Genomic DNA, 23,316 nt, shown 5'->3' on the forward strand with positions numbered 1-23,316 from the left:
CATGTTGAATCAAAAGATCGCACAACAATTGGTGTCTAACGCTCTCGATATTGCTGAGCATCATCAACAAGCAATTGCGGTGAGCGTGTGTGATACGCACGGAGAGTTATTGGCGTTTATTCGCATGGATAATGTGAGCGTACAAGCCGGGTTGTTAGCACAGAACAAAGCTTATACGTCTGCAAGAGACAGGCAGCCAAGTGGTAACTTAGGTGTTTGGGCGAGAGAAACTGGTAAAGACTTAAGTTACTGGACCGACTCAAAGATCACTGGCTTTAAAGGCGGTGTTCCCATTGAGATAAAGGGGCAGGTGATTGGCGCAATTGGCATCAGTGGATTGAGTGAAGATGACGATGAATCGCTCGCCGAAAAAGTGATCCAACGAGTGCTCTAAGCGCTGTTGCTTGTGAAGTAACTGAAGCTAGAAACGACAAATAATAAAAAACCGATGCATGTGCATCGGTTTTTTGTTTAACGAGACTCAAGTTAATGAATCAATTGAATCAATTGAATCCATTAAGCGTTCGCTTGTTCTAGATCCTGTTGCTTGTCTTTCTTACCCAATAGGCGACTTGTGATCGTACCGGCTGTCATTGCACCAGATACGTTAAGCGCTGTACGTGCCATATCGATAAGTGGTTCGATAGAGATAAGCAGTGCTGCAATCGTTACTGGAAGCCCCATAGCGGGTAGCACGATAAGTGCCGCGAACGTTGCACCGCCACCCACACCCGCGATACCGAATGAGCTCACTGTAATGATAGCAATTAGAGACAGAATGAAGTTGATGTCCATTGGGTCGATACCAACCGTAGGCGCAACCATGACTGCTAGCATTGCAGGGTAGATACCCGCACAACCATTCTGACCAATCGTCGCACCGAAAGTAGCAGACAGGTTAGCAATCGCTGGTGGAACATTTAGCTTAGTGATTTGAGCTTCAACGTTCAGTGGAATCGTTGCAGCAGAACTACGTGAAGTGAAAGCGAACGTTAGGACAGGCCAGATCTTTTGGAAGTACTCTTTCGGGTTTACACCAACAAAAGAGACTAACACACCGTGGACAACAAACATCAGGATGATTGCGACGTAAGAAGCAACGATGAAACCCAGTAAGCTTAGGATGTCAGAAGCACTTGATGTTGCTACAACTTTCGCCATTAACGCAGCGATGCCGTATGGCGTGAGTGCCATAATCATCTTAACTAAGCGCATAACGATAGATTGCGCAGCGTCAACGATAGTACGGATCGGTGATTCGAGCTCTTCTTTCTCAGCCATTACTTTACGAGCAGCAATACCTGTTAGAACGCCGAAGATAACAACCGCAATGATAGACGTAGAGCGAGCGCCCGTTAGATCTGCAAACGGGTTGGTCGGAATGAAACTAACCAGCATTTGTGGAATGGTTAGGTCTGAAACACTTCCCATGCGGCTTTCTAGTGTTGCAATACGAGCTGTTTCACGAGCGCCCTCTGTTAAGCCTTCAGCAGAAAGGCCGAATGCTTGCGCCACTGCAATACCAACAATCGCAGAGATCGCTGTTGTGGCGAGTAATACTGAAATAGTGATACCAGAAATCTTGCCCAGTGAACCGCCTTTTTCAAGCTTCACTACAGCCGCAATCATTGAAACCAAGACTAATGGCATGATTACCATTTTAAGCAATCCAACGTAACCACGACCAACGATGTTTACCCAGTCTAGCGTCTCTTTGATGATGGGATTGCCTTCACCAAATAGCAGCTGTAGACCAAGACCAAATGCACTACCAAAAACTAAACCAAGTAAAACGAGGCGAGAAAGTGTGTTTTCTTTTTTCTGCTGTCCGTAGAGAAAAAAGAGGATACCAGTGAATACCGCTAAGGCAGCGATAGCTGAAAATGACATTTGTTTTCCTTATGAATAACTCTAAATCAATTAAGCACCTAGATGTATAGGTGTCAGTACTGCTGCTAAAATAACGTTCTGTTACAAAACGTAAAATAAGGAAAAGTAATTTATTAGAACGATTAGTAATATCCACTCAATGGGATGGGTGGATATTCAACATTGTGATGAATAGGTGAGCTTTTTAGCGATATTTTGCCAATAAATTGAGCATGTCACTTGACGAGTAAATTTCGGTATTTTTAAAATTATTTTCGAATAATCGGAACAACATTGCCTTCGCGACGTCTTCCGCTTGAATAGGGCGTAGGTTTTTGAACTGACCAAACATAAAGGGAGAGACTAAAGGAAAGATGCTTTGCAGGAGTTTTTCATCGGCTCTTGGTTCATCACGTTCACCAACCAGCGGCCCCGGACGTGCGATGAAAAGCTGCTTGAAGCCAATGCGTTTTAAGTTTTGCTCCATTTGCCCTTTGCAACGAAGGTAGTGTGAATAAGAATCTGGTGAAGCGCCATAGCTCGAAACAACGGCAACGCGTTGTACCCCAAGAAACTTCATCGACTGTGCAACCTGGCTAACCAATTCAACATCGACTTTGCGAAGTGCTTCTTTTGATCCTGCCTTTTTCTTAGTCGTACCTAAGCAGATAACGCCAAGTTTAGGCGTCGCATTCGTATCATCCCAACTCGTGACTTGCAGGTCATTATGAATGAGTGTGTGGAGTTTATTGGAGTCAAATTGTGCATGGAGTGATTTTCGGGATAACGCATAGATATTGTCGACCGCGGGCTCATCAATGAGCTGTCTCATCACATGATGACCAATTAGCCCTGTTGCACCAGCCACAACAACCGATGTTTTGTCTCCAGCAATGCTCATTCTAATCCCTTATTCACTCCACAAGTGCTTGTTTAATATAAACAGTGTTTGAATTTTAAGCGAATAAAAGTTTGTTAAACGAGTGGTCAGTAGTGTGTGGGGAGTCACCGGTATATGGAAAAAGAGATGATTTAGTTTGGCTTGACGCATAAGTACGGCGTCAAACATAACTAAGATGTTAAAAATAACAAAGCCCGCTGGGCGACGGGCTTTGTTACTTACTTTGCTGCTCTCTAGGTGAAGGATAGTGGGATTTTCCTTACCTTTTTGCTGGTTTTCTTACTTGATTTATTTGGTTTTCTTTTACTTGAATTTGGAATCATTACACCTCCTAAATCGTTATTTTGTTTTGTCTTTCAATCGATTGTCTTTCTTTGTGTAGCGTCAGTGTTGTGGGCATTCACTGTATGGGTACTTATCAATGGAGAGATTAATAAGTACTTTAGATAAAGCATAAACGATGCCAAAATGTAAGTTATTGATAAATCTATTATCAGTGTTGTTTGTGTTTTAGGGTTCGTCAATTTGATTGTCAATTTGAGAAAAACTCAGCGAGATCTGTTTAAATTAAGAACACTCTCTACGGTTTCTATTGATTAGGCATAGATACAGCATTGCTTAACACGTAAACTGAGTCGTAATTCACATAGACCAAGGACGTGCTATGAACCTCAAGCTTGATACTCTTGCTCCTACTCAGATTTATCACCTGATGACACAAACTGTTGTGCCTAGGCCTATTGCATGGGCATTGACGGAATCTTCTGAACAAGAGTACAACCTAGCGCCTTTCTCTTATTTCACGCCTGTTTCTAGCAATCCGCCGCTACTGATGTTGTCGGTCGGAAAGAAGCCATCGGGCGAAATCAAAGATACCACCCGTAATGCCCTAGAAACGGGTAAGCTAGTGATTCACATTGCTTCTTCAAGTTCTGCCGAAACAATGACAGCAACAGCAGCCACTCTCGATCATGGTGATTCTGAAGTCACCGCGAATGATATTGAGCTAGTTGAATTTGAGGGCTTTTCTTTACCGAGAGTAAAAGAGTGCGCGGTCGCTTTTGGCTGCATCTTGTACGAAGTAAAAGAAGTTGGAGAGGTGCCGCAAAGCCTTATCTTTGCTCAAGTCGAAACCGTGTACATTGCCGAAGACGTGATCGATAAAGAGAGTGAACGTCTTAAGATTGATGCGCTGGCATTGGATCCACTGTCGAGACTTGGTGGTGGTGAATACGCGACGCTTTCTAATGTGTTCTCTGTTGCTCGCCCAAAATAGCCAATCCTAAATTAACATACCCAGAATAAGCGTTTTTAAAAACTATGTTAGATACCCAATACTCACAGTACATCCAACACCGAATTGACCAAAAAACTAAACCGCTCGGTGCGCTTGGCTTACTAGAAAAAGTCGCTCATCAATTGGCATTGATTCAGAGCCAAGGCAAAGAAGCTGCGGTTGAACACATCGAATTAAATAAGCCAAGTATCATCATTTTTGCTGGCGACCATGGCATAGCAGATGAAGGTGTGAGTATTGCTCCAAGTGCCGTAACACAGCAGATGGTGTTGAACTTCTTAAGCGGTGGCGCGGCGATCAATTGCTTCTGTGCGGTGAATAATATCGATATCACGGTAGTCGACACGGGGATATTGTTGCCTGTGGAATCTGACAGTGACATGTTAATCTCTCAGCGCTTGGGTACGCGAACCAATAACTTTGCCAATGAAGCGGCAATGAGCTTAGAAACGGTTGAACGTGGCATTGAACTGGGTACAGAGCTTGTATCTAGAACCATTTTGAATGGCACCAATATCATCATGTTTGGTGAAATGGGCATCGGTAATACCAGCAGCGCATCAGCGATCTTAAGTGCATTATCGAATCGTGCTGCAGCGGAGTGTGTCGGCCTAGGCACTGGCATCAACAATGAACAGCTTGCACGTAAAGTGGCTGTGGTTGAGCAAGGTGTTGCGCGTTGCAAAGGTTTAGAGCTTAAAGAAGTTAAAGAAGTTAAAGAGCTTACAGATCTTAAAGATATTAAAGAGGTACTAGCTCAGGTCGGCGGTTATGAAATCGTTCAAATGGTCGGTGCTTTCCTTGGCTCTTACCAGAACAGAACACCAATATTAGTCGATGGTTTTATCGTATCGGTTGCAGCGTATGTCGCGACTTTAATTGAACCGAGTTGCCGTGATTACATGATCTTTGCTCATCGCTCTGAAGAGTCAGGGCACAAAATTCTATTAGAATTGCTAGACGCTGAGCCTCTGCTCGATCTTGGATTGAGATTAGGCGAGGGCACTGGTGCTGCGCTAGCTATGCCCATTATTCGTGCGGCAGCCGAGTTCTATAACAACATGGCGAGTTTCGAAAGTGCAGGAGTCACTGTTTAATGAGTGATGCACCAGAAAGATCGTTGAAAGATCGAGTTACTTATCAGTGGGAGCTGTTTGCGCTGGCAATAGGCTTCTTTTCTCGTTTGCCAATGCCGAAGAACACGCCCTATTCATCAGAGCGAATGAATCGTTCTGGGCGCTACTTTTCAACGGTTGGTTTGTTACTTGGTGTTCTTTGTGGCGGTGTGTTCTTGCTACTTGATGCCATATTGCCGAGTGCGGTGGCGATCTTTTTGATGATGAGTTTTAGCTTGATGCTTACTGGTGCTTTTCATGAAGACGGCTTAACCGATATGGTGGATGGTATTGGCGGCGGCATGACCTTAGAACGCCGTTTGACCATTATGAAAGACAGCCGAATTGGCACTTATGGCGCGTCTGCACTGGTTATGGCTCTGCTTGGCAAGTGGGTGCTATTGAATGAACTGGTTAACATGACAGCCTTGTTTATGGTTATCGTTACCAGTTATACCTTTAGCCGTGCAATTGCTGCTTCACTTATCTATGACATGCCCTATGTCAGCGATTTAGATACCAGTAAAAGTAAGCCATTGGCCAATAAGCAAACTAGGGGCGAACTTGTCTTTCTATTGCTTGTTGGCGTTCTGCCAAGCCTGTGGTTTGGTGTTGAACTCGCTTTGGTTTTATCTGTCGTCGCCTATCTGTTCAGAACTGGTTTCAGAAAGTGGTTAACGGCTCGAATTGGCGGCTTTACCGGCGACTGCTTGGGGGCAGCTCAACAGTTGATGGAGTTACTGATCTACCTTGTATTCATTACTGCATTTTACAATGGCTTTCGATAACGGTTTCCTATGACAAACACAAATCAAACTATTCAAGCTAATCAAATTAATCAAGCAAGTCAGCGAAACAGCCATCTGGTATTGGGCGGGGCTCGTTCTGGCAAGTCGAGTTTTGCAGAGCAACAAGCATTATGTGCGTTTGAAGCATGTTCAAATGGACGCCTCAATTATATTGCGACAGCGACATATCTTGATGATGAAATGCGAGAACGAATCACTCACCATCAACAACGTCGTGGCGAGCAGTGGATTGAGCATGAAGTACCCGTCGAGTTAGCCGAAACACTTCAGTCTTTTGAGAAAGACGATGTGGTGCTGATTGACTGCCTAACATTGTGGTTGAACAACATCATCTTTGAACTGGGTGATGATGCAACCAATGACCAGGTTGAAGCCGTGGTTGAAGTCTTGGTCAAAAGCGTAGAGCAAAGCCCAGCGCAAATTATCATGGTCTCTAACGAAGTCGGTTTAGGTGTGGTGCCGCTGGGTAAAGTGTCGCGCTTGTTTGTCGACAATGCGGGGCGAATGAACCAAGCATTGGCTCGCGTTGTCGAACGAGTTACGTTGATCTCCGCAGGATTGCCACTGCACTTAAAACCATCTAATCAATCGCTTGATACTCAGGGTTAGGTCGCGCACATGGTCAATGGAACAACCAAAAACATCTATTTGCTGAGACACGGCAAGGTTGAAGGGAAAGCAGCACTGAATGGTTTATCTGACGTGTTGGTTAATCCAAATATTCAACAGCGGATTTATGATGCGTTGGCTCAGAACGATGTCGCGTTCGATGGTGTTATTACCTCACCATTAAGACGATGCAGTGACTTGGCAAACCTATATGCACAACGCATGTCGGTGCCTCTGTCTGTTGCACCAGATTTCCAAGAAATGAACTTTGGTGAAGTTGACGGGGTCGCATTTGATGAACTTGAAGACAAGTGGGCGATGCTAGACACTTTCTGGCAAGATCCCGCAAATCATCAACTGACTGGTGCGGAAAGTTTACAGAGCTTCCATAACAGAGTAACTCAAGCTTGGTCGCAACTTTTGAATGATCCAAGTGATAATCTATTGCTGGTTACTCATGGTGGCGTAATTCGAATGTTATTAGCGCATTGCCTTGATATTGATTGGAAAAACCCGAGCTTGTACTCGAAGCTCTCGATTGAGAATGCGTCGATAACCCATATTCAAGTCACTCAGTTTGCGCAGAGTTTTATCAGCGTGAAATCGATAGGGTTGCCTGTTCTCTGAGTGTTCAAAAACACAGTTTAAGAATTAACAATCTATTAGAACTGTAGATAGAAATAGAAATATAAATAGAAGTATAAAGCGGCGTTTACAGTCGCTATACCAGATTGGTATTACTACCTACGTGAAAGGAATTTAGTCATGACAACTCCAAGTTGGGATTTAAGCATTGCTTATCGCGATCTTGATGATGCAAAAATCGAACAAGACATCGAACTGATTCAACAGTGTATTGAACTGTTGTACCTGCATGTTGAAAAGCGTCATATTATCCTAGCGATGCAAAACGCCATTCAAACTTCTGAAGCGGCAGGCACGTTACTGAGCACGATCAACACCTTCGCTAATTGCCACGCATCGGTAGACGCGACGCACACAGAAGCCAAAGCACTACTTGGTCGTGTAGCGAAGCTGAACTCTGAAATGTCTCAAGCGTTCAGCCCTTACGAAGACACGCTAATTCACGCAGAACCAGAATTTATTGATGCAGTATTAGAGCATGAGAGCGCGGATGTTGCAGGGCAACGCTTTGCTATCGAAAGCTCACGTAAGTTATCAAGCAGTCGACTCAGTGTTGCTGAAGAGCAGTTATTAGCGGCGATGAAGGTTGATGGCCGTGATGGATGGGGTCGTTTATACGATAACCTAACCGGTTCTTTGAAGCTGTCGCTAAAGCTAGACGGCGAAGACGAAGCTCTAGGCTTTTCTCAAGCGGCGAGTTTGTTGTACGGCAGCGAATTCGACAAACAAGAACCGGCATGGCGCGCCGTTCAAGGCGCAATGAAGACGCATCAAGAGTCTTTTGCTTCGATCCTAAACGCATTGGCGGGTTGGCGACTGACTGAAAACAAAAAGCGCTCGAAGATAAGCGACGTACATTTCCTAGATCCAAGCCTACACGGCAGCCGCATTGTGCCAGAAACGCTAGACACCATGATGTCGGTAGCAAAGGCAAATCGAGCAGTAGGCCAGAAAGCAGGCCTGTTGATGGCTAGAGTGCACGGCTTAGACGAAATGAAGCCATGGAATCACTTAGCTGCGATGCCGCCACTAGGTGACAGCGAATCTAAGGTTTACCTATTTGATGAAGCGATCGAAGTGATCAAAACTGCCTTTGCCGAAGTCAATCCAGAGATGGCAGATTTTGTCGCACTAATGGTTGAGAACGGTTGGATTGATGCCGCGCCTGCAGCCAACAAACGTTTAGGCGCGTACTGCACTAAGTTTGCCGCGACACGCACGCCACTTGTGTTCATGACATGGAGTGGCAGTCGCTCTGACTTAATGACACTGGCACACGAGTTGGGCCACGCATTCCATAACTGGGTAATGAAAGACATGCCGTTGTGTCAAACTCGCTACCCAATGACGCTAGCAGAAACCGCTTCAATCTTCGCTGAAAACATCGTTCGTGACCACTTGTTACAACAAGCACAAACACGCAATGAGAAACTTGAAATGCTGTGGGAAGAGCTTTCTTCTTCTTTGGCATTAATGGTGAACATTCCCGTTCGTTTTGAGTTTGAGAAAGCCTTCTACGAGCAGCGTGAAAAAGGCGAGCTCACGGCTCAGCAGCTTTGTGACTTGATGGAAACAACTTGGAAAGAGTGGTACGGCGATGCAATGACAAAAGCCGACCCTTATTTCTGGGCGAGCAAGTTGCACTTCAGCATCTCTCAAGTGAGCTTTTATAACTATCCATACCTGTTCGGTTATCTGTTCAGTAAAGGTGTTTACGCTCAGCGCGATGCGAAAGGTGAACAATTCTACGGCGATTACGTGTCATTGCTTCGTGATACGGGCAGCATGATGGCGGAAGAAGTCGTTCAGAAGCACTTAGGAATGGACCTGACTCAAGCTGATTTTTGGCAACAAAGCATCGATATGGTCAAAGTTCAAATCGATGAATTTGAAAGATTGCTCGATCAGGAAGATTAATTGATCTCAATCTGTTCATGGCAGGTAAGAGCTGTGTTAGCTTACGTGGCTCTTATCTTGCAGACATGACTTGAGAAAAGCTGAGACAACCAAAATTGCTTTAAATAGAAAAAGTTATTTGGAACAGATGTCGGTTAGTAAAATCAGCAGGTAATACAAAAATATATGGGTAGTATTTGTGAGTGATAACGGAGTTTCTATTGATAAGTGCGATCCTAGCAACACAATTTCTATGTACAATTTATTAACATACGGCCGTGCAATTAAGGAGTAACGCATGACGAAGACCCTCTTTCGCCAATCATTTCTTTTTGACAGCCTAGATCTTGAGCAAGAAGTGGTTGCAGGACAGACCGTACTGAGTAACGGTGTTCAAATTAAGCTTCATCAACGCGGTGTATTGGAAGTGATTCCCGCTGAGTATAATTCTGAAACCAAGAACATCATCTTTTCAACAGGTGTTCATGGCGACGAAACTTCACCAATGGAGCTGATTGATAAGCTCATTGAGGATATTGAAACAGGCTTCCAAGTAGTGACAGCAAGATGTTTGTTCATCATTGCTCACCCAGAAGCAACCAATGCGCATACTCGTTTTCTTGATGTGAATATGAACCGTCTGTTTGATGAAAAACAGCACGAGAGTAATCGAGAAGTGGATATCGCGAAGAACTTGAAGTTCTTGGTTACTGAGTTTTACAAGGAAACGGTACCTGCCACTCGTTGGCACTTAGATCTGCACTGCGCAATCCGTTTGTCTAAGCATTACTCGTTCGCGGTGAGCCCTAAGGTTCGCCACGAAGTACGTAATAAAGAGCTTTTCGATTTCATCAACAGTGCCCACGTTGAAGCTGTGTTGCTTTCTAATGCACCAACGAGCACCTTCAGTTGGTACAGCGCTGAAAACTTTGAAGCGCAAGCACTGACAATGGAATTGGGTCAGGTCGCGAAAATTGGTGAGAACCAACTTGATAAGCTCACTGCTTTTGATTTGGCAATGCGTAACTTGATTGCTGAAGCTGAGCCTGAGCATCTGCCTAAGCGAACTATCATGTATCGTGTGAGCCGCACTATTGTTCGTTTGCACGATGACTTTGATTTCATGTTCTCTGATTCTGTAGAGAACTTTACCGCGTTCAAGCACGGTGAAGTATTTGGTCATGATGGTGATAAGCCATTGATGGCGAAGAATGAAAACGAAGCCGTGGTATTCCCGAATCGAAACGTGGCTATCGGTCAACGAGCGGCCTTAATGGTGTGCGAAGTTGAAACGCGATTCGACCACGGTCAGCTTGTGTACGATTAATACCGAGTCGGGTTTAATCGACTAAAACAACTACTCAACTGGTTGAAATATCAAGGTTCACATTACGGTGTGAGCCTTGAGTTTATTTAGGGATACAGGTAAGGTTACGCGAACAATTTCAAAGTAGCTTGATATGGATTTCCAACAACTTCTTCACCAAAAACAGCGCAAATGGACCCGAGCCATTTATCTGATGGCAGCACTGCTTGTCGCGCTGAGTGCGATTTACCTAATGGTTGGCGATCTTTTCATTTCCCCTCTGGGCACATTGTCCACGTTAGAACAAAAACTTCTGATTGATTTACGCTTACCTCGATTATTAGCAGCGATTGCGATCGGGGCAGGGTTAGCTGTATCTGGCGCAAGCTTACAAGTCTTATTGGGTAACGTATTAGCAGAGCCAGGTGTGCTCGGCATTTCTGGTGGCGCAAGTTTGGCGATGGTTATTGTACTGTTCTTCTTGCCGTTTGCTCCTACTCCAGAACTGTTCATGATTGCCGCCGTTTTAGGCTCACTCTGTTTTACCGTTATTCTGGTGAGCATGGTCAAAACGATGCGACTGACTACGGCCAAATTATTGCTGGTGGGCGTGGCGCTAGGTATTCTTTCTGGCGCGATGGTGACATGGGCTTTCTACTTTAGTGATGACCTCAGCCTACGCTTATTGATGTATTGGCTGATGGGCAGCTTAGGTGGCGTTACTTGGTATCAACACTCGCTCACTTTAGTGATGATCCCCGTAATTATTTGGTTGTGCCTGCAAGGTAGTAAGCTAGATAAGTTAATGATTGGCGAGACTCATGCTGCACAGTTAGGCGTGAACGTTCCGAGATTACGCTGGCGCTTGATCTTCGCTGTGTCTATTTTAGTCGGCTGCGCGGTTGCCTTAGGCGGCGTGATCAGCTTTGTTGGCTTGGTTGTGCCACACTTGTTGCGCTTAGCGATTGGTACTGACAACCGATACCTTCTTCCTTTGTCTGCCGTTGCTGGTGCAGCATTGCTTGTATTTGCTGATATCTGTGCAAGAACTTTATTGGATTCAGCAGAACTACCCTTGGGTGTGATGACCACCAGTATCGGTGCGCCTATCTTCATTTGGATGTTAATTAAAAATCATGATTCAAATTAAGAGCCTGAGCGTCGGCGCTCGTCTATTACCACTATCATTTGAGCTCAAGCAAGGGCAGGTGACTCATGTCATCGGTCCTAATGGCAGTGGTAAAAGTACCTTACTCGAAGCGATATCTGGCGTTGGCGATGGCTATATAGGTGATATCAATCTTGATGGACAAGACTTATCTGTGTTGTCGTTACAAGACTTATCATTACACCGCGCTTATCTGTGTCAAAGCGCAAGGCCTGCCTTCAACTTAGAAGTGTTCCAATATCTCGCGCTCTCATTACCAAGTTCATCACACGGCCTTGATACTGAAATTAACGCAGCTTTGGACGAAATAAGCCAGATGTTGGACATCACAGACAAACTTCATCGTTCAATTCAGACACTGTCTGGTGGTGAATGGCAACGCGTCCGTTTGGCAGGAATGTGCCTACAAATCTGGCCGATGCTTAATCCTTACGCCAAGCTGCTGATCCTCGACGAACCCGCAGCTCCGTTAGATATTGCTCAAGAAGCCTTGTTATACAAGCTCATTGAACGAGTAGCTGCAAAAGGCATTGCGGTGATCATGGCAAACCACGATCTGAACCGGACCTTAAGACATGCCGACCAAGTATTGTTGCTCGACAAAGGCGTTCTACAAGCTTCTGGCAGTGCAGAACAAGTGCTTACACCTGAGCAGCTAGAGTCCGTATTTAACACTGAAGTCAAAAGTATTTCAGTCGATAATCAAACTTATCTGTTGTTTGGTTAAGCGGATTATTGGGTTAAAGACGAGTGAGTAAAGGGATAAAATATGTTTAGATATATTCAGCGACGAAGGATTAAAAAGGTTATTAAGCTACTGTCTGCAAAGATGGTAAAGAGTTACGGAAGCCGCGATTTTTTCTCTATCGGACAAGTTGAAACCAGCGCTCATGAACTAAGTAAACGCCAGCAACAAATCGCATTGTCTTTGTTTGCGGATCCACAAGATCTTGATGTTGAATTGGCTCCCACTATCCAGCTGTTACGTAATGATGTGTCTAATGACTTCTTCGGCGGCGAGAATTACACCGCGCGTGATGTGCTCAACCTCTTGGGGGGAAGCGGCTGGAAGGGCGGTCGTATGGACGACGACATGTCACATCGCATGGGCATGCATAGCCGTTATTAAAGCCTGATACCACTTATTTCTTCCTTTATTGTTCTCGTTAAAATCGTTATTTTGACGAGAAGCTCCTTTTCAAAAACTCTCTATTTGTTAAAACCCATCTATCAAACAAGCCTAAAATCCTTTTAACAACAAGTAACTGCGTCATTTGTTTTCTGGGTAAACCTCATGTTTTTCATATATATAAGCCACCTTCCACCTCATGTCATCTTTGTGAGTATCAATTAGGTTTATTGACTAAATAATCCAATCTTCATCACCCATGCTCAAATTGAACGATATGCACTCACTTTATTAATCTTCGAGCTAAGTAACGATTATTGAAGTGTGGTTGTCGGTTCATGCAAGAAAGTCAAATCAGCCAGCAGGACAATACAAGTAGCCTGCGGCTTGGCAAATAACGTCTTTAATTTGGAATGGTTATGAGAATAAAAATCGAGAAAACAGCTTTAGCAATCGCTTTGTCTACGGTCTGTGGTGGTGCAATGGCACACGGTTTTGTGTCATTAAATGATGATGGGAACATCATAAGCCGTGTCGCTTTGTGCCACTCAGTAGATTCTGAAGGCCAGGCGAAGAACATGGATTGTGGCGATATACAGTATGAGCCACAAAGTGTAGAAGGTTTTGACGGTTTCCCAGAAGGCGGGCCTGCCGATGGTTACATTGCCAGTGCAGAAATAGCAATGGCAAGAAACTTAGATGAACAAACTTCTGAGCGCTGGCAGAAACGCCCAATCGAAGCGGGCTCTCAAGAGTTTGAATGGACATTTAGGGCTAACCACATAGCGGCTGGTTTCAAGTATTACATCACGAAAGAAGGATGGGATCAGAATGAACCATTGGAACGAGCAGCCTTTGACCTAACACCTTTCTGTGAGGTTGATGGTCACGGAGATATGACACAATACACTGCTACTCATACCTGTGATGTACCTGTGCGAGAAGGTTACCATGTCATCTTGGCTGTTTGGGATGTCGGTGACACAGACAAAGCATTCTATAACGCGATTGATGTGGTGTTTGATGGCGATGATTCTCAACTTCCGGGTTGGGAAAAAGCAGGTCAGATAATTCCTACGATCAATTTGAAAGAAGGCGACGCGGTATATACGCGTGTGTTTGATGGTTCTGGCGAAAACGCTGCACTAAGTACTCGTCTTGATATTACTGACAGCGAAGCTGGCCAATCAAAAAACTGGTCCAAAGCATTAGCGACCAAAGTAAATGAAGAACGTAAGAATATTAAGTCGGGCGTGTTGAGTGAAAACGGCTTTGCTCCAATTTATGGCGTAAACCCGATATACGTTAATACAGACAGTGGTATTCAGAGCGTAGAAATAGGCTACGATGTTGAAGTGCCGGAACCAAACACATCACTCACGGTTGAAGGGTTAGAGTCTGAATACGTAATTGGTGAAGAGGCAACAGTTCTAGACTTAACACTGGTGGCCGAAGGTGATGCTAAAGCTGAGTTGACGGTGTATAACCATAGCCGAGAGTCATTGGCGCACTGGAGTGGTGAAGTAGAGGATGATTCGTCAAAATCGGTAGCACTGCCTTTATCCAAATCAGAAGCTGGGCACCACATGTTAGTCGTGAGTGTGAAAAACAGTGAAGACAAGTTGGTAGGGCAACAGACGTTGAACTTCCATTTGGTTGAAGCTGGCACACCACCGCCTGAACATGATTATGTTTACCCAGAAGGTTTTGGTAGCTATGTGGATGGAGACATCGTTTTATTTGAAGGTGAGGGAGTCTATCAGTGTTACGGCCCATGGGCGGCAGAATGTAACAACGAAGATTATTTACCAGGAATTGCAATTGACCCTAATTGGGTTGAACAGCAGTGGAAAAAGTTAGATTAATATTCCATTAATCGACTAGGCTCTAGTTTCTATTCGATATACAAACTCCAAAGCGGCTTAATCATTAAGCCGTTTTTTTATTCACTTTGAATATTGTTTCCTCAATCAAGACGGAATACTGAGATCCAATAATTCGAAGCAACATCATCTATCTACAATGCATTTGTTTGAGTTGTGTGATTCTGATTCCTATCAATATAAAACCCGCTGTTATTGATAAAATTGACGTATATATTTTTCGTTGTTCTTCAAACAAAAACTATAAACCCTCGAAGTGCGATTTTGATTGATAAGTGATCAATTGATGTTGTGTTCAGGGTAAAATAATAGAGAGTGGGAAAGTGAAAACAACAAATAATAATATTCTTAAAATAGCAGTAGGTATGGCTATGCTATCGAGTGTGCCGTCAGTGGCAAATGCTCATGGTTGGTCTGAGTTTCCAAGCGCACGTCAGAACACGTGTTACGAGCAGGGTGGAGTTTGGTCGGGTACGCCGCCTAACGCTGCATGTGCTCAAGCAAAAGATATTTCTGGTTCATACCCGTTCGTCCAACGTAACGAGTACGCGAAAAATATCCAAGATTTCAACAACATCAATGCTGTTAAAGCGGCGATTCCTGATGGCACGTTGTGTTATGCCAATGATTCACAAAAACGCGGCATGGGAGCACCACATACTGGTTGGACTCGAACCGAGCTAAGCACTGGTACATTTGGATATGTATTCAACGCGACTGCGCCGCACAACCCATCATTTTGGGAGTTCTACCTAACGAAACCAAACGCAGACCTGAGCAAAGGCCTAGCGTGGGGGGACTTAGATCTTATCCAAGAAGTGGGGAATGTACCTGTAAGCGGTGGCAAATACCGTATCAACGTGACGATTCCTTCAGACCGCTCTGGCGACGCAATCTTATACGTACGTTGGCAACGTGACGATGCCGCGGGTGAAGGCTTCTACAACTGTTCTGACATCACTATCGCGGGTGGTACAACCCCTCCACCAGAGCCAGGTCCTGAGCCTGATCTAGTCCGTGGCGACCTGTTTGTTTCTGACCAGTTTGGTACGCCAGAAATTGGTGATACGGTTAAATACGACATAATCAACAAGTATGGTGAAGTAGCGCGTAGCTTCGACATCGCTATCGACGCTTTAAACGTTAATGATTGGGCTCGTTTGTTGGCTTCAGAAATTAATGGCTGGCATGAAGAGTTTAAGGATGGCGCGATCTTCATTGGTGACTGGCATGCTGAAATGCAGCACTACATGTACTTCCAAAACGATCCTTCTCGTAACTTCTTTAACTCAAAAGATAGCCGCGCTTCTGGTCAGTTAACGCTGATTGATGGTGGCGACGGTGGTGTTGAACCACTGAAAGGCGACATCTACGAGCTAGTGAAGAGTGACAACGTAGTGAATGCTGGCGACAAAGTTGTGATTGCAACAAGCGAAGCGGCAAATCTAACTCAGACACAAGGCTCTTCAGTAAGCATTCAAAATAACGGCACGGCTTCTATCGTAGTTGATACCACTGGCATCACTGCAAACGAAACTCTATCGTTTATGGCTAGCTCGATTGAAAGCGAGAGTGTTGAAACCTTCACTTTTGAAGTGATTGCTGATGACGGTGGCGTAACACCAGACCCAGATCCAACGCCGGATCCAGATCCGACTCCTGACCCTACGCCAGACCCAGGCACTTGGGACTCATCAGCAACTTACCTAGGCGGTGAAGTCGTGACTTACTCAAATCAGTCGTGGAAAGCACAGTGGTGGATCCAAGGTGGCACAAACCCTAAAGCGACCTACGAAAATGATCAGTGGGGCGTGTGGCGTCCAGCTAACTAGTCAGCTAGTTAAACTAAAGTAGCTAAGTATCTATGTAACTAAGGCACCACACTCGATTGATGAGTGTGGTGCCTTTTCTTATGGGGGAAATAAACAAGTCGACGCTAAAGGTAATTGGGTTTAGGGTAGGGCTTTGTTATACCTGAATGTCCGAGCACTTCGAATATCCACGGTTTAGTAATCTTTTGCACATTAGATAGAAAAGACTTTTTGATGAAAAAATCTCAGATACTCGCCAATACAATCAAGAATCAGATAGAACAAAACATCTGGCTGAGTGGTGAAAAGATCCCATCAATTAGAGACGCATGTAAGCGCTATAAACTCAGTATCGAGACGGTGCTGCAGGCGTATCAACAGCTCGAAGACCAAGGCTATGTGCGCTCAAAGCCTAAGTCTGGCTATTTCGTGTTACCGCGTAGAAATGTATTCACCTCAGAACACGCGCAACAAAAAGTCATTAAGCCGTATCCCGTTAAAATCAGCGATCTGCTTTACGATGTACTTCAACGAGCCAAAGACCCTAACATTATTCCACTTAGCTCGGCATTCCCAGATCCTGCTTTGTTTCCCCATCAAGCATTGTCACGCAGTTTAGCTAATGCCAGCCGCCAAATGCCCGACAACAGCATGCTCACCAATTTACCTCCAGGCAGTGAAACACTTCGTAGACAAATTGCCCAACGTTATCAAGTTCAAGGCTTGAACGTACTGCCTGACGATATTGTGATCACTTCTGGGGCGATGGAAGCCCTAAATTTATGTCTGCAATCTTGCACGGAGCCGGGTGATTTAGTCGCGATAGAGTATCCTGCGTTCTATGGTGTGTTGCAGACCATTGAGAGGTTAAACCTGACGGCAGTTGAGATCCCGACCGATCCTGAAACCGGTATCGATTTAGATGTGTTGGAATCGGTGTTCGCTTCAATGGACATCAAAGCGTGCTGGTTTATGACAGAATCGCAAAACCCAGTGGGTTATTCGATGAGTGATAACAACAAGCAGCGATTGGCCGAGTTGGTGAATCAACATAAGATCCCGATGATTGAAGACGATGTGTATCGAGAACTGCACGTCGGTAATCAAAGCTCATTGCCCGCTAAAGCCTATGACACTGGCGAGCAAATCATGTTGTGTGGTTCGTTTTCCAAATCATTGTCGCCCGGCTTTCGAATCGGTTGGGTAGTTGCAAGGAAACAAGCGTTAAAGATTCAGAGATTGCAGCACCTTTCGACGCTCTCAAGCAGTATTCCTATCCAACTTGGACTGTCTCACTACCTGACGTTTTACAGTTATGACAACCATCTTAAAAAACTTCGTAAACTTTTGAATGAAAGGAAGAAGGAACATATAGCTTTGCTAGAAACAAGTTTGCCATCGAGTGCTCTAATCCATAAGAATCAAGGTGGCTATTTTGTATGGATCGAACTGTCGGCGAAGATCTGTGTCGAGACATTGTATGAACAAGCCCTTGAACACAATATCTCTGTTGCACCGGGCATCATTTTCAGTGGTGATAAGAAGTTCTCTCACCACATTCGCCTCAATTGTTCCTACGCATGTGATGATAAAATAGCATCGGCGATTCAAACACTTGGTAAGTTAGTTCAAGTTATGGAATCACAAGCTTAGATAATCGATACCCAAGTTTTCGCCCACCGTTCCTTTTTGCTAGTCATCTGTTCTGTTTTTTAATAATCAATCTGTTCTAGTTTGGTTTGTTTGAACTGTGCTGAAATACGCTCCAATTCTTAATATGAAAGCCATCATTATGATGTTTGGAGCTTTAATGTTTGATGTTGTTGAATTGTCGCGTTTGCAGTTTGCGCTAACTGCTATGTTTCATTTTCTCTTTGTCCCCTTAACCATTGGTATGTCCTGTCTTTTGGCGATCATGGAATCGATCTATGTGCTGACTGGCAAGCAAATTTACCAGGACATGACTCGATTCTGGGGAAAGCTGTTTGGTATTAACTTTGCTTTGGGCGTAACAACAGGTTTAACCATGGAATTCCAGTTTGGCACCAACTGGTCTTACTATTCTCACTATGTCGGCGATATTTTCGGTGCACCTTTAGCCATCGAAGCGCTTGTCGCGTTCTTCTTAGAATCCACCTTTGTCGGCTTATTCTTTTTCGGTTGGGAAAGGCTATCGAAACGCCAACATCTTGTAGTGACTTGGCTGGTGGCGTTGGGCTCGAGCTTTTCTGCACTGTGGATTTTGGTTGCAAATGGTTGGATGCAAAATCCAATTGGATCAGAGTTCAATTACCAAACCATGCGTATGGAAATGACCAGCTTTGCCGAAGTTGTGCTCAACCCTGTCGCTCAAGTTAAATTCCTGCATACAGTGGCCTCAGCGTATACCTGTGGCTCGATGTTTATCCTTGGTGTGAGTTCATATTACTTACTGAAAGGTCGAGACATCGCCTTTGCAAAACGTTCTTTCGCTGTGGCGGCATCTTTCGGAATAGCTTCTATCATTTCGGTAATCGTACTTGGCGATGAATCTGGTTATGAACTGGGTGATGTCCAAAAAGTAAAACTCGCAGCGATTGAAGCGGAATGGCACACCGAGCCTGCACCGGCTGCATTTACATTATTTGGTTTACCAAACCAAGAAGAAGGTAAAACCGACTTCGCGGTAAAAATCCCTTATGTGATGGGCATTATTGCAACGCGATCTCTGGATGAACAAGTGACGGGTTTACACGATTTGCGCGATCAGCACCTGGTCCGTATTCGCAACGGCATTATTGCATATGACTTGCTAGAGCGTTTGCGAGCGGGCGATACGTCTGATGAAACAGAACAAGCCTTCGACCAAACTAAGCACGACCTCGGTTATGGACTGTTACTCAAGCGTTATACCGATACGGTCACTGATGCTACCGAACAGCAAATCCAACAAGCAGCCGATGATTCAATCCCAACTGTGTGGCCTTTGTTCTGGTCATTCAGAATCATGGTGGGTTGTGGCTTCATTATGTTGTTTGTCTTTGGCGCGGCTTTCTTACAAACCTACCGAAAAAACATTACTCAAAAGCCTTGGTTATTGAAGGCAGCACTTTGGTCAATTCCATTACCTTGGGTGGCAATCGAAGCGGGTTGGTTTGTTGCGGAGTATGGTCGTCAGCCGTGGGCGGTCGGTGAAATTCTTCCTGTTGCAGTCGCCGCTTCTTCTCAAACTGTTGAAAACCTGCTTACGTCTCTCGCGCTTATTATTAGCCTATACACAGTATTTATTATTGTTGAAAGCTACTTGATGATCACTGTCGCTAAAAAAGGCCCAAGCAGTTTAAAAACGGGGCGTTATCACTATGAACAAAATCCAACATCGCTTGAAGCCAAATTGGCACAACAAGTTCAACAATAAGGTGACTGACTCATGTTCGAATATGACACATTACGTTTAATTTGGTGGGTTCTGATTGGTGTACTGCTGATTGGTTTTATGATCACCGATGGTTTTGATATGGGAGTGGGGGCGTTATTACCGTTTATTGGCAAAACGAACGCTGAAAGGCGTGTGATGATTAACTCCATCGCACCCCATTGGGATGGCAACCAAGTTTGGCTCATTACCGCAGGTGGTGCTTTGTTTGCGGCTTGGCCTCTGGTTTATGCGACATCTTTTTCAAGCCTCTATGTGGCGATGTATTTGGTTCTTATTTCTTTGTGGTTACGTCCTTTAGCTTTGGAATACAGAGCTAAAATAGATAGCGATCAATGGCGCAAAGTGTGTGATTTAGCCATCTCGTTCTCAGGCTTCTTTCCTCCCATTTTATTTGGTGTCGCATTTGGCAACTTGATGCAGGGGCTTCCTTTCTCGCTCAATAGTTTGCTTATGGTTGATTACCATGGGTCGTTTATCGATTTGATTAACCCATTCGCGCTTTTGTGTGGTCTGGTTGGGTTATTGATGGCGTTGTTGCAAGGCAGTGCTTGGCTGATGATGAAAACCACAGATGCGCTATACAACAAGGCAAGATTGGTTGCGCAGGTGAGCGCGATACTTGTAGCTAGCTTGATGGTCATTGGCGGTTTAGCGATAAGCCAAATTGATGGTTATTTGATTGTCAGTGAGTTGAACCATAGCGCTGTTTCAAACCCGTTAAACAAACAAGCGATAGCAGAAACAGGTGCTTGGTTAACCAACTTCGATACTTATTCTTGGATGTGGTTGGCGCCGTTCGGCAGTGTTCTCATTCCGCTGTTGGCGCTAGTGAGTGCGAGATTAAAGTGCGATGCGCTGGCTTTCATCAGCTCAAGTCTGACTAATGCTTGCATACTCTTAACGGCTGGTTTTACGATGTTCCCGTTCATTATCCCGTCCAGCGTTAACCCGAGTCACAGCCTTACGCTGTGGGATTCCACCTCAAGCGAACTGACCTTGAATATCATGACAGGCGTGGCATTTGTGATGGTCCCCATCATTCTTTGTTATACCGCGTTCAGTTATCGAACCATGTTTGGACGACTTGATAGCGAGTATGTCGAACGTAATGGCCATTCACTGTATTAAGGAGTTTTTCATGTGGTATTTTGTTTGGATATTAGGCTTATTCCTAGCCTCTGCATTTGCGGTTTTGAATGTCATTAGCTTAGAGAAAAGTGACTCAGAAACGGAGTCTTAATCGCTGAGTAGGGCTCTAGAAGAAGATCGCAGTTATATAAAGAAAACCAGAGCTATAAAAAGACCAGAAGCGTGAGTTTCTGGTCTTTTACGTTTTGTAATGTGTTGACGAATTATTCCAGAATAAGGTTTTCTTTAATCTCATCGTTAAGATACCCCTGATCAAAATCTGGTGTCATGAATTCGACTAAGGAGGAGTCTAGATAGCTGGTTTCTAGATAATGGAAATCTAAGTGATCAGCAGTTGCGTAGGTGGGAATCGCAGAAAACAAAACGATACTGATCGCTGCAGCGATATTAATGGCTTTGTTACGTTGAGAAGTAATTTTCATAGTAGTGCCCTCGAAAGGTGGGCAAATCCATCTGCCTATGAGAATTGAATCTGAGATGTTTAGAAGTCGTAAGACAAACCAAGTGTGATGATGCTGTCGTTGTCGATCGGGCCCATCGATTGGCCGTTCAAGTAAAGGTCACCTTCGTTAGTGTTGAAATAGGTGTATTTCACGTAGGGTGTCCAGTCGTCGATGCTCTTAGATAGGACGACTTCGTGTTCATTGGTACGGTAGTCGCCTTGATGAAAGATAACGTTGTCATCGTTGTGGGTAAACCCGCCATTGGATCCATCACTGTTTTCGTGAGTGTATTGGTAAGCTAAATCCCAGCCTGCGAGTGAGTACCCAGCACCGGCGATGAACTTATTGGTGTTAATCGTGGTGTCGCTTACATTCTCGAGTACTTGCCCTGACTGGTTATATCCCAATCCACTGAATACATTGAAGTTGTCGTTCACTTGATAATCGATAATACCTTCGATTAATAACTCTTCACCGTTGTCCCATTTACCGAGTTCACCGTATAGGTTGAACGTGAAAGACTCGCTGATGTGAAAGTCGTGGCCGTAACCCGCGGCTAGCCAACCCTGGTCATCAAAACCTATATAGACTTGTCCATTTTCTGAGGTATCGATTAATGCGCCAGCTTCTGTGGTGTAGACACCGTTATCAGCAGCATTAGAGGCAACGTTTTGTTCGATGTAAACTTGAGTCGAGGTCGCAAACGCTGCGCTGCTGAGTAACGTAAGTGGTAGAGCAATAAGGTTAAGCTTTTTCATGGATTCTCCAGTGTCGTTCTATTGAATTAACTTGCTGGAGAGTATGTGATTAAACTGAATTTATATTAATAGGGTTAACTTTAGTTAAAACCTCAGTTTCATTTATGTTTTCTTAATGCTGACTTGATTGCTTCACGGGTTTTGATGTGTTGCTCGTCGTTAGCATAACGGCGGTGATAGAGCATTCGAAACGTGAGCGGTTTTAATTTGATGGGGATAGGGTGAACGCGTAAGCCAAGCGCTGGTGCGAGCATTTCTGCAAAAGAACGAGTAGAAGCGGCGATGTAATCTGTCGTGCTTGCCAAAATCAGCATGCTTGAAATTGAGCTGGTTTCAATTCTGACTTTTCTCGGCTCGATATCGCTCTCTGATAAAAACTCGACCGTGTTCATGTTGGCGCGTTTGATCTTGAGTGCAATATGTTCCTCTTGGAAATACTCCTCTTTACTCAGTGTCTCACCAATTCGAGGGTGGTTGATTCGAGTCAGACACACGGGCTCCTCATCGACGATGGTTTCTTCAATCAATGAGTGTTTCTTACTCGAAAGTACATCAATGACGATATCCACTTTTTGTGCAGTAAGCGCATCAAACAGTTCTTCCTCTTCGAGCGGCGCTTCCGTAAAGCTTACGCCTTCAACCTGGCTAACGAAATGAAGCAAGCTCTCTGTGCAATAGACTTTAAGGTCATTCTTTTGCTGCTCAACCGTTCCAATGATGTTCAATGGGTCTTCTATCTTGTTAGCGAGTGATACCGCAGCTCCAGTGGGCGTGATACCTCGTCCTTCTCTCACAAATAAAGCTTTGCCCACGACCCCTTCGAGTCTCTTAATAGCCGCGCTTACCGCGGGTTGAGAAATATCGAGCTGCTCTGATGCCACGGTGATAGAGCTGTGTTTGTAAACGGCCAAAAATGTCGTCAGTAGATTAAGGTCCAAATTCAGTTCCCTCTATTCTTATTGCCACTCATCCAAATCATGGTGGAATCGTTATTAACTCATAAATGAAATGGAGGTTTTAAGTAAAGTTTACACTATATATCAAGGTTCTGTTTATTAATAAACTTGTTTGCATCGGAGTGAGGAAGGAACTTCATTCATTTACTAAATA

General features: G+C 44.5%; 22 protein-coding genes. 17 read left to right on the forward strand and 5 right to left on the reverse strand.

The genetic code is table 11. The features are described from left to right. Position 1 precedes the first annotated feature (1 nt). Positions 2-394, forward strand: a complete 393-nt coding sequence (locus AC3CH4_RS06845) for a GlcG/HbpS family heme-binding protein (protein WP_065205371.1) — start codon at positions 2-4, stop codon at positions 392-394. Positions 395-516: 122 nt separating this feature from the next. On the opposite strand, the gene AC3CH4_RS06850 is transcribed toward AC3CH4_RS06845, so the two are convergent. Together AC3CH4_RS06850 and AC3CH4_RS06855 are read right to left on the reverse strand one after the other, a co-directional pair. After that, a complete protein-coding gene (locus tag AC3CH4_RS06850) occupies positions 517-1,890 on the reverse strand; it encodes an L-cystine transporter (RefSeq protein WP_488543517.1) in 1,374 nt (457 codons plus the stop codon). 184 nt (positions 1,891-2,074) lie between these two features. Beyond that, a complete protein-coding gene (locus tag AC3CH4_RS06855; RefSeq protein ID WP_488543518.1) occupies positions 2,075-2,770 on the reverse strand; it encodes an NAD(P)H-binding protein in 696 nt (231 codons plus the stop codon). Positions 2,771-3,434: 664 nt separating this feature from the next. Between AC3CH4_RS06855 and AC3CH4_RS06860 the strand changes: the two genes are divergently transcribed. The 16 genes from AC3CH4_RS06860 to cydX all read left to right on the forward strand — a co-directional run bounded on the left by AC3CH4_RS06860 (position 3,435) and on the right by cydX (position 21,096). Continuing rightward, on the forward strand, positions 3,435-4,046 hold the full coding sequence (locus AC3CH4_RS06860) for a flavin reductase family protein (RefSeq protein WP_488543519.1): 612 nt from the start codon (positions 3,435-3,437) through the stop codon (positions 4,044-4,046). A 44-nt stretch (positions 4,047-4,090) separates the two neighbouring features. Next, positions 4,091-5,164 (forward strand): nicotinate-nucleotide--dimethylbenzimidazole phosphoribosyltransferase, encoded by a 1,074-nt coding sequence (gene cobT / locus AC3CH4_RS06865; protein WP_488543520.1) that lies wholly within the window; start codon positions 4,091-4,093, stop codon positions 5,162-5,164. Beyond that, entirely contained in the window at positions 5,164-5,970 is an 807-nt protein-coding gene (locus AC3CH4_RS06870) for an adenosylcobinamide-GDP ribazoletransferase (protein WP_488543521.1), read from the forward strand. The genes cobT and AC3CH4_RS06870 overlap by 1 nt, the downstream gene beginning before the upstream one ends. Positions 5,971-5,979: 9 nt before the next feature. Next, on the forward strand, positions 5,980-6,600 hold the full coding sequence (gene cobU, locus AC3CH4_RS06875) for a bifunctional adenosylcobinamide kinase/adenosylcobinamide-phosphate guanylyltransferase (protein WP_428783443.1): 621 nt from the start codon (positions 5,980-5,982) through the stop codon (positions 6,598-6,600). Positions 6,601-6,609: 9 nt separating this feature from the next. Further along, positions 6,610-7,227 carry an alpha-ribazole phosphatase family protein gene (gene cobC, locus AC3CH4_RS06880; RefSeq protein WP_488543522.1) on the forward strand — a complete coding sequence of 206 codons (618 nt, stop codon included), beginning with the start codon at positions 6,610-6,612 and terminating at the stop codon, positions 7,225-7,227. A gap of 138 nt (positions 7,228-7,365) precedes the next feature. Next, positions 7,366-9,162 (forward strand): M3 family oligoendopeptidase, encoded by a 1,797-nt coding sequence (locus AC3CH4_RS06885; protein WP_488543523.1) that lies wholly within the window; start codon positions 7,366-7,368, stop codon positions 9,160-9,162. 277 nt (positions 9,163-9,439) lie between these two features. Continuing rightward, on the forward strand, positions 9,440-10,468 hold the full coding sequence (locus AC3CH4_RS06890) for a succinylglutamate desuccinylase (protein ID WP_065205363.1): 1,029 nt from the start codon (positions 9,440-9,442) through the stop codon (positions 10,466-10,468). Positions 10,469-10,601: 133 nt separating this feature from the next. Beyond that, positions 10,602-11,597 (forward strand): vitamin B12 ABC transporter permease BtuC, encoded by a 996-nt coding sequence (btuC, locus tag AC3CH4_RS06895; RefSeq protein ID WP_004734896.1) that lies wholly within the window; start codon positions 10,602-10,604, stop codon positions 11,595-11,597. Continuing rightward, complete coding sequence (btuD, locus tag AC3CH4_RS06900; RefSeq protein WP_488543524.1) at positions 11,584-12,342, forward strand: vitamin B12 ABC transporter ATP-binding protein BtuD; 759 nt, start codon at positions 11,584-11,586, stop codon at positions 12,340-12,342. The genes btuC and btuD overlap by 14 nt, the downstream gene beginning before the upstream one ends. Before the next feature lie 42 nt (positions 12,343-12,384). Beyond that, positions 12,385-12,744 (forward strand): DUF6559 family protein, encoded by a 360-nt coding sequence (locus tag AC3CH4_RS06905; RefSeq protein ID WP_488543525.1) that lies wholly within the window; start codon positions 12,385-12,387, stop codon positions 12,742-12,744. A 419-nt stretch (positions 12,745-13,163) separates the two neighbouring features. Further along, the gene (gene gbpA, locus AC3CH4_RS06910; protein WP_488543526.1) at positions 13,164-14,609 is read left to right on the forward strand and encodes an N-acetylglucosamine-binding protein GbpA; all 1,446 of its coding nucleotides are present in this window, start codon (positions 13,164-13,166) and stop codon (positions 14,607-14,609) included. A gap of 383 nt (positions 14,610-14,992) precedes the next feature. Next, positions 14,993-16,459 (forward strand): lytic polysaccharide monooxygenase, encoded by a 1,467-nt coding sequence (locus AC3CH4_RS06915; protein WP_488543626.1) that lies wholly within the window; start codon positions 14,993-14,995, stop codon positions 16,457-16,459. Between the two features lie 213 nt (positions 16,460-16,672). Next, a complete protein-coding gene (locus tag AC3CH4_RS06920) occupies positions 16,673-18,091 on the forward strand; it encodes an aminotransferase-like domain-containing protein (protein ID WP_488543527.1) in 1,419 nt (472 codons plus the stop codon). Between the two features lie 157 nt (positions 18,092-18,248). Further along, positions 18,249-19,835: a cytochrome ubiquinol oxidase subunit I gene (locus AC3CH4_RS06925; protein ID WP_473577493.1), complete on the forward strand. Its 1,587-nt coding sequence runs from the start codon at positions 18,249-18,251 to the stop codon at positions 19,833-19,835. A 12-nt stretch (positions 19,836-19,847) separates the two neighbouring features. Continuing rightward, positions 19,848-20,984: a cytochrome d ubiquinol oxidase subunit II gene (gene cydB / locus AC3CH4_RS06930; protein WP_473577495.1), complete on the forward strand. Its 1,137-nt coding sequence runs from the start codon at positions 19,848-19,850 to the stop codon at positions 20,982-20,984. Between the two features lie 10 nt (positions 20,985-20,994). Next, a complete protein-coding gene (gene cydX / locus AC3CH4_RS06935; RefSeq protein ID WP_017083482.1) occupies positions 20,995-21,096 on the forward strand; it encodes a cytochrome bd-I oxidase subunit CydX in 102 nt (33 codons plus the stop codon). A 112-nt stretch (positions 21,097-21,208) separates the two neighbouring features. Here the strand turns inward: cydX and AC3CH4_RS06940 are convergent, their stop codons facing one another. The 3 genes from AC3CH4_RS06940 to AC3CH4_RS06950 all read right to left on the reverse strand — a co-directional run bounded on the left by AC3CH4_RS06940 (position 21,209) and on the right by AC3CH4_RS06950 (position 23,144). Next, on the reverse strand, positions 21,209-21,427 hold the full coding sequence (locus tag AC3CH4_RS06940; protein ID WP_102511365.1) for a hypothetical protein: 219 nt from the start codon (positions 21,425-21,427) through the stop codon (positions 21,209-21,211). Between the two features lie 59 nt (positions 21,428-21,486). After that, a complete protein-coding gene (locus tag AC3CH4_RS06945) occupies positions 21,487-22,206 on the reverse strand; it encodes a hypothetical protein (RefSeq protein ID WP_102483264.1) in 720 nt (239 codons plus the stop codon). Positions 22,207-22,304: 98 nt separating this feature from the next. After that, complete coding sequence (locus AC3CH4_RS06950; protein ID WP_372243860.1) at positions 22,305-23,144, reverse strand: LysR family transcriptional regulator; 840 nt, start codon at positions 23,142-23,144, stop codon at positions 22,305-22,307. Between the last annotated feature and the right edge of the window lie 172 nt (positions 23,145-23,316).

The sequence above is a fragment of the Vibrio sp. QJM3NY_26 genome, from assembly GCF_057786005.1.

Excerpts from the sequence above, each read along its gene's own strand:
- cobU (WP_428783443.1), top strand. The coding sequence starts at position 5,980 with ATGACAAACACAAATCAAACTATTCAAGCTAATCAAATTAATCAAGCA.
- AC3CH4_RS06945 (WP_102483264.1), bottom strand. The coding sequence starts at position 22,206 with ATGAAAAAGCTTAACCTTATTGCTCTACCACTTACGTTACTCAGCAGC.
- AC3CH4_RS06855 (WP_488543518.1), bottom strand. The coding sequence starts at position 2,770 with ATGAGCATTGCTGGAGACAAAACATCGGTTGTTGTGGCTGGTGCAACA.
- btuD (WP_488543524.1), top strand. The coding sequence starts at position 11,584 with ATGATTCAAATTAAGAGCCTGAGCGTCGGCGCTCGTCTATTACCACTA.
- AC3CH4_RS06915 (WP_488543626.1), top strand. The coding sequence starts at position 14,993 with ATGGCTATGCTATCGAGTGTGCCGTCAGTGGCAAATGCTCATGGTTGG.
- AC3CH4_RS06850 (WP_488543517.1), bottom strand. The coding sequence starts at position 1,890 with ATGTCATTTTCAGCTATCGCTGCCTTAGCGGTATTCACTGGTATCCTC.
- gbpA (WP_488543526.1), top strand. The coding sequence starts at position 13,164 with ATGAGAATAAAAATCGAGAAAACAGCTTTAGCAATCGCTTTGTCTACG.
- btuC (WP_004734896.1), top strand. The coding sequence starts at position 10,602 with ATGGATTTCCAACAACTTCTTCACCAAAAACAGCGCAAATGGACCCGA.
- AC3CH4_RS06890 (WP_065205363.1), top strand. The coding sequence starts at position 9,440 with ATGACGAAGACCCTCTTTCGCCAATCATTTCTTTTTGACAGCCTAGAT.
- cydX (WP_017083482.1), top strand. The coding sequence starts at position 20,995 with ATGTGGTATTTTGTTTGGATATTAGGCTTATTCCTAGCCTCTGCATTT.
- cobC (WP_488543522.1), top strand. The coding sequence starts at position 6,610 with ATGGTCAATGGAACAACCAAAAACATCTATTTGCTGAGACACGGCAAG.
- AC3CH4_RS06920 (WP_488543527.1), top strand. The coding sequence starts at position 16,673 with ATGAAAAAATCTCAGATACTCGCCAATACAATCAAGAATCAGATAGAA.
- AC3CH4_RS06925 (WP_473577493.1), top strand. The coding sequence starts at position 18,249 with ATGTTTGATGTTGTTGAATTGTCGCGTTTGCAGTTTGCGCTAACTGCT.
- cydB (WP_473577495.1), top strand. The coding sequence starts at position 19,848 with ATGTTCGAATATGACACATTACGTTTAATTTGGTGGGTTCTGATTGGT.
- AC3CH4_RS06905 (WP_488543525.1), top strand. The coding sequence starts at position 12,385 with ATGTTTAGATATATTCAGCGACGAAGGATTAAAAAGGTTATTAAGCTA.
- cobT (WP_488543520.1), top strand. The coding sequence starts at position 4,091 with ATGTTAGATACCCAATACTCACAGTACATCCAACACCGAATTGACCAA.
- AC3CH4_RS06870 (WP_488543521.1), top strand. The coding sequence starts at position 5,164 with ATGAGTGATGCACCAGAAAGATCGTTGAAAGATCGAGTTACTTATCAG.
- AC3CH4_RS06860 (WP_488543519.1), top strand. The coding sequence starts at position 3,435 with ATGAACCTCAAGCTTGATACTCTTGCTCCTACTCAGATTTATCACCTG.
- AC3CH4_RS06940 (WP_102511365.1), bottom strand. The coding sequence starts at position 21,427 with ATGAAAATTACTTCTCAACGTAACAAAGCCATTAATATCGCTGCAGCG.
- AC3CH4_RS06845 (WP_065205371.1), top strand. The coding sequence starts at position 2 with ATGTTGAATCAAAAGATCGCACAACAATTGGTGTCTAACGCTCTCGAT.
- AC3CH4_RS06885 (WP_488543523.1), top strand. The coding sequence starts at position 7,366 with ATGACAACTCCAAGTTGGGATTTAAGCATTGCTTATCGCGATCTTGAT.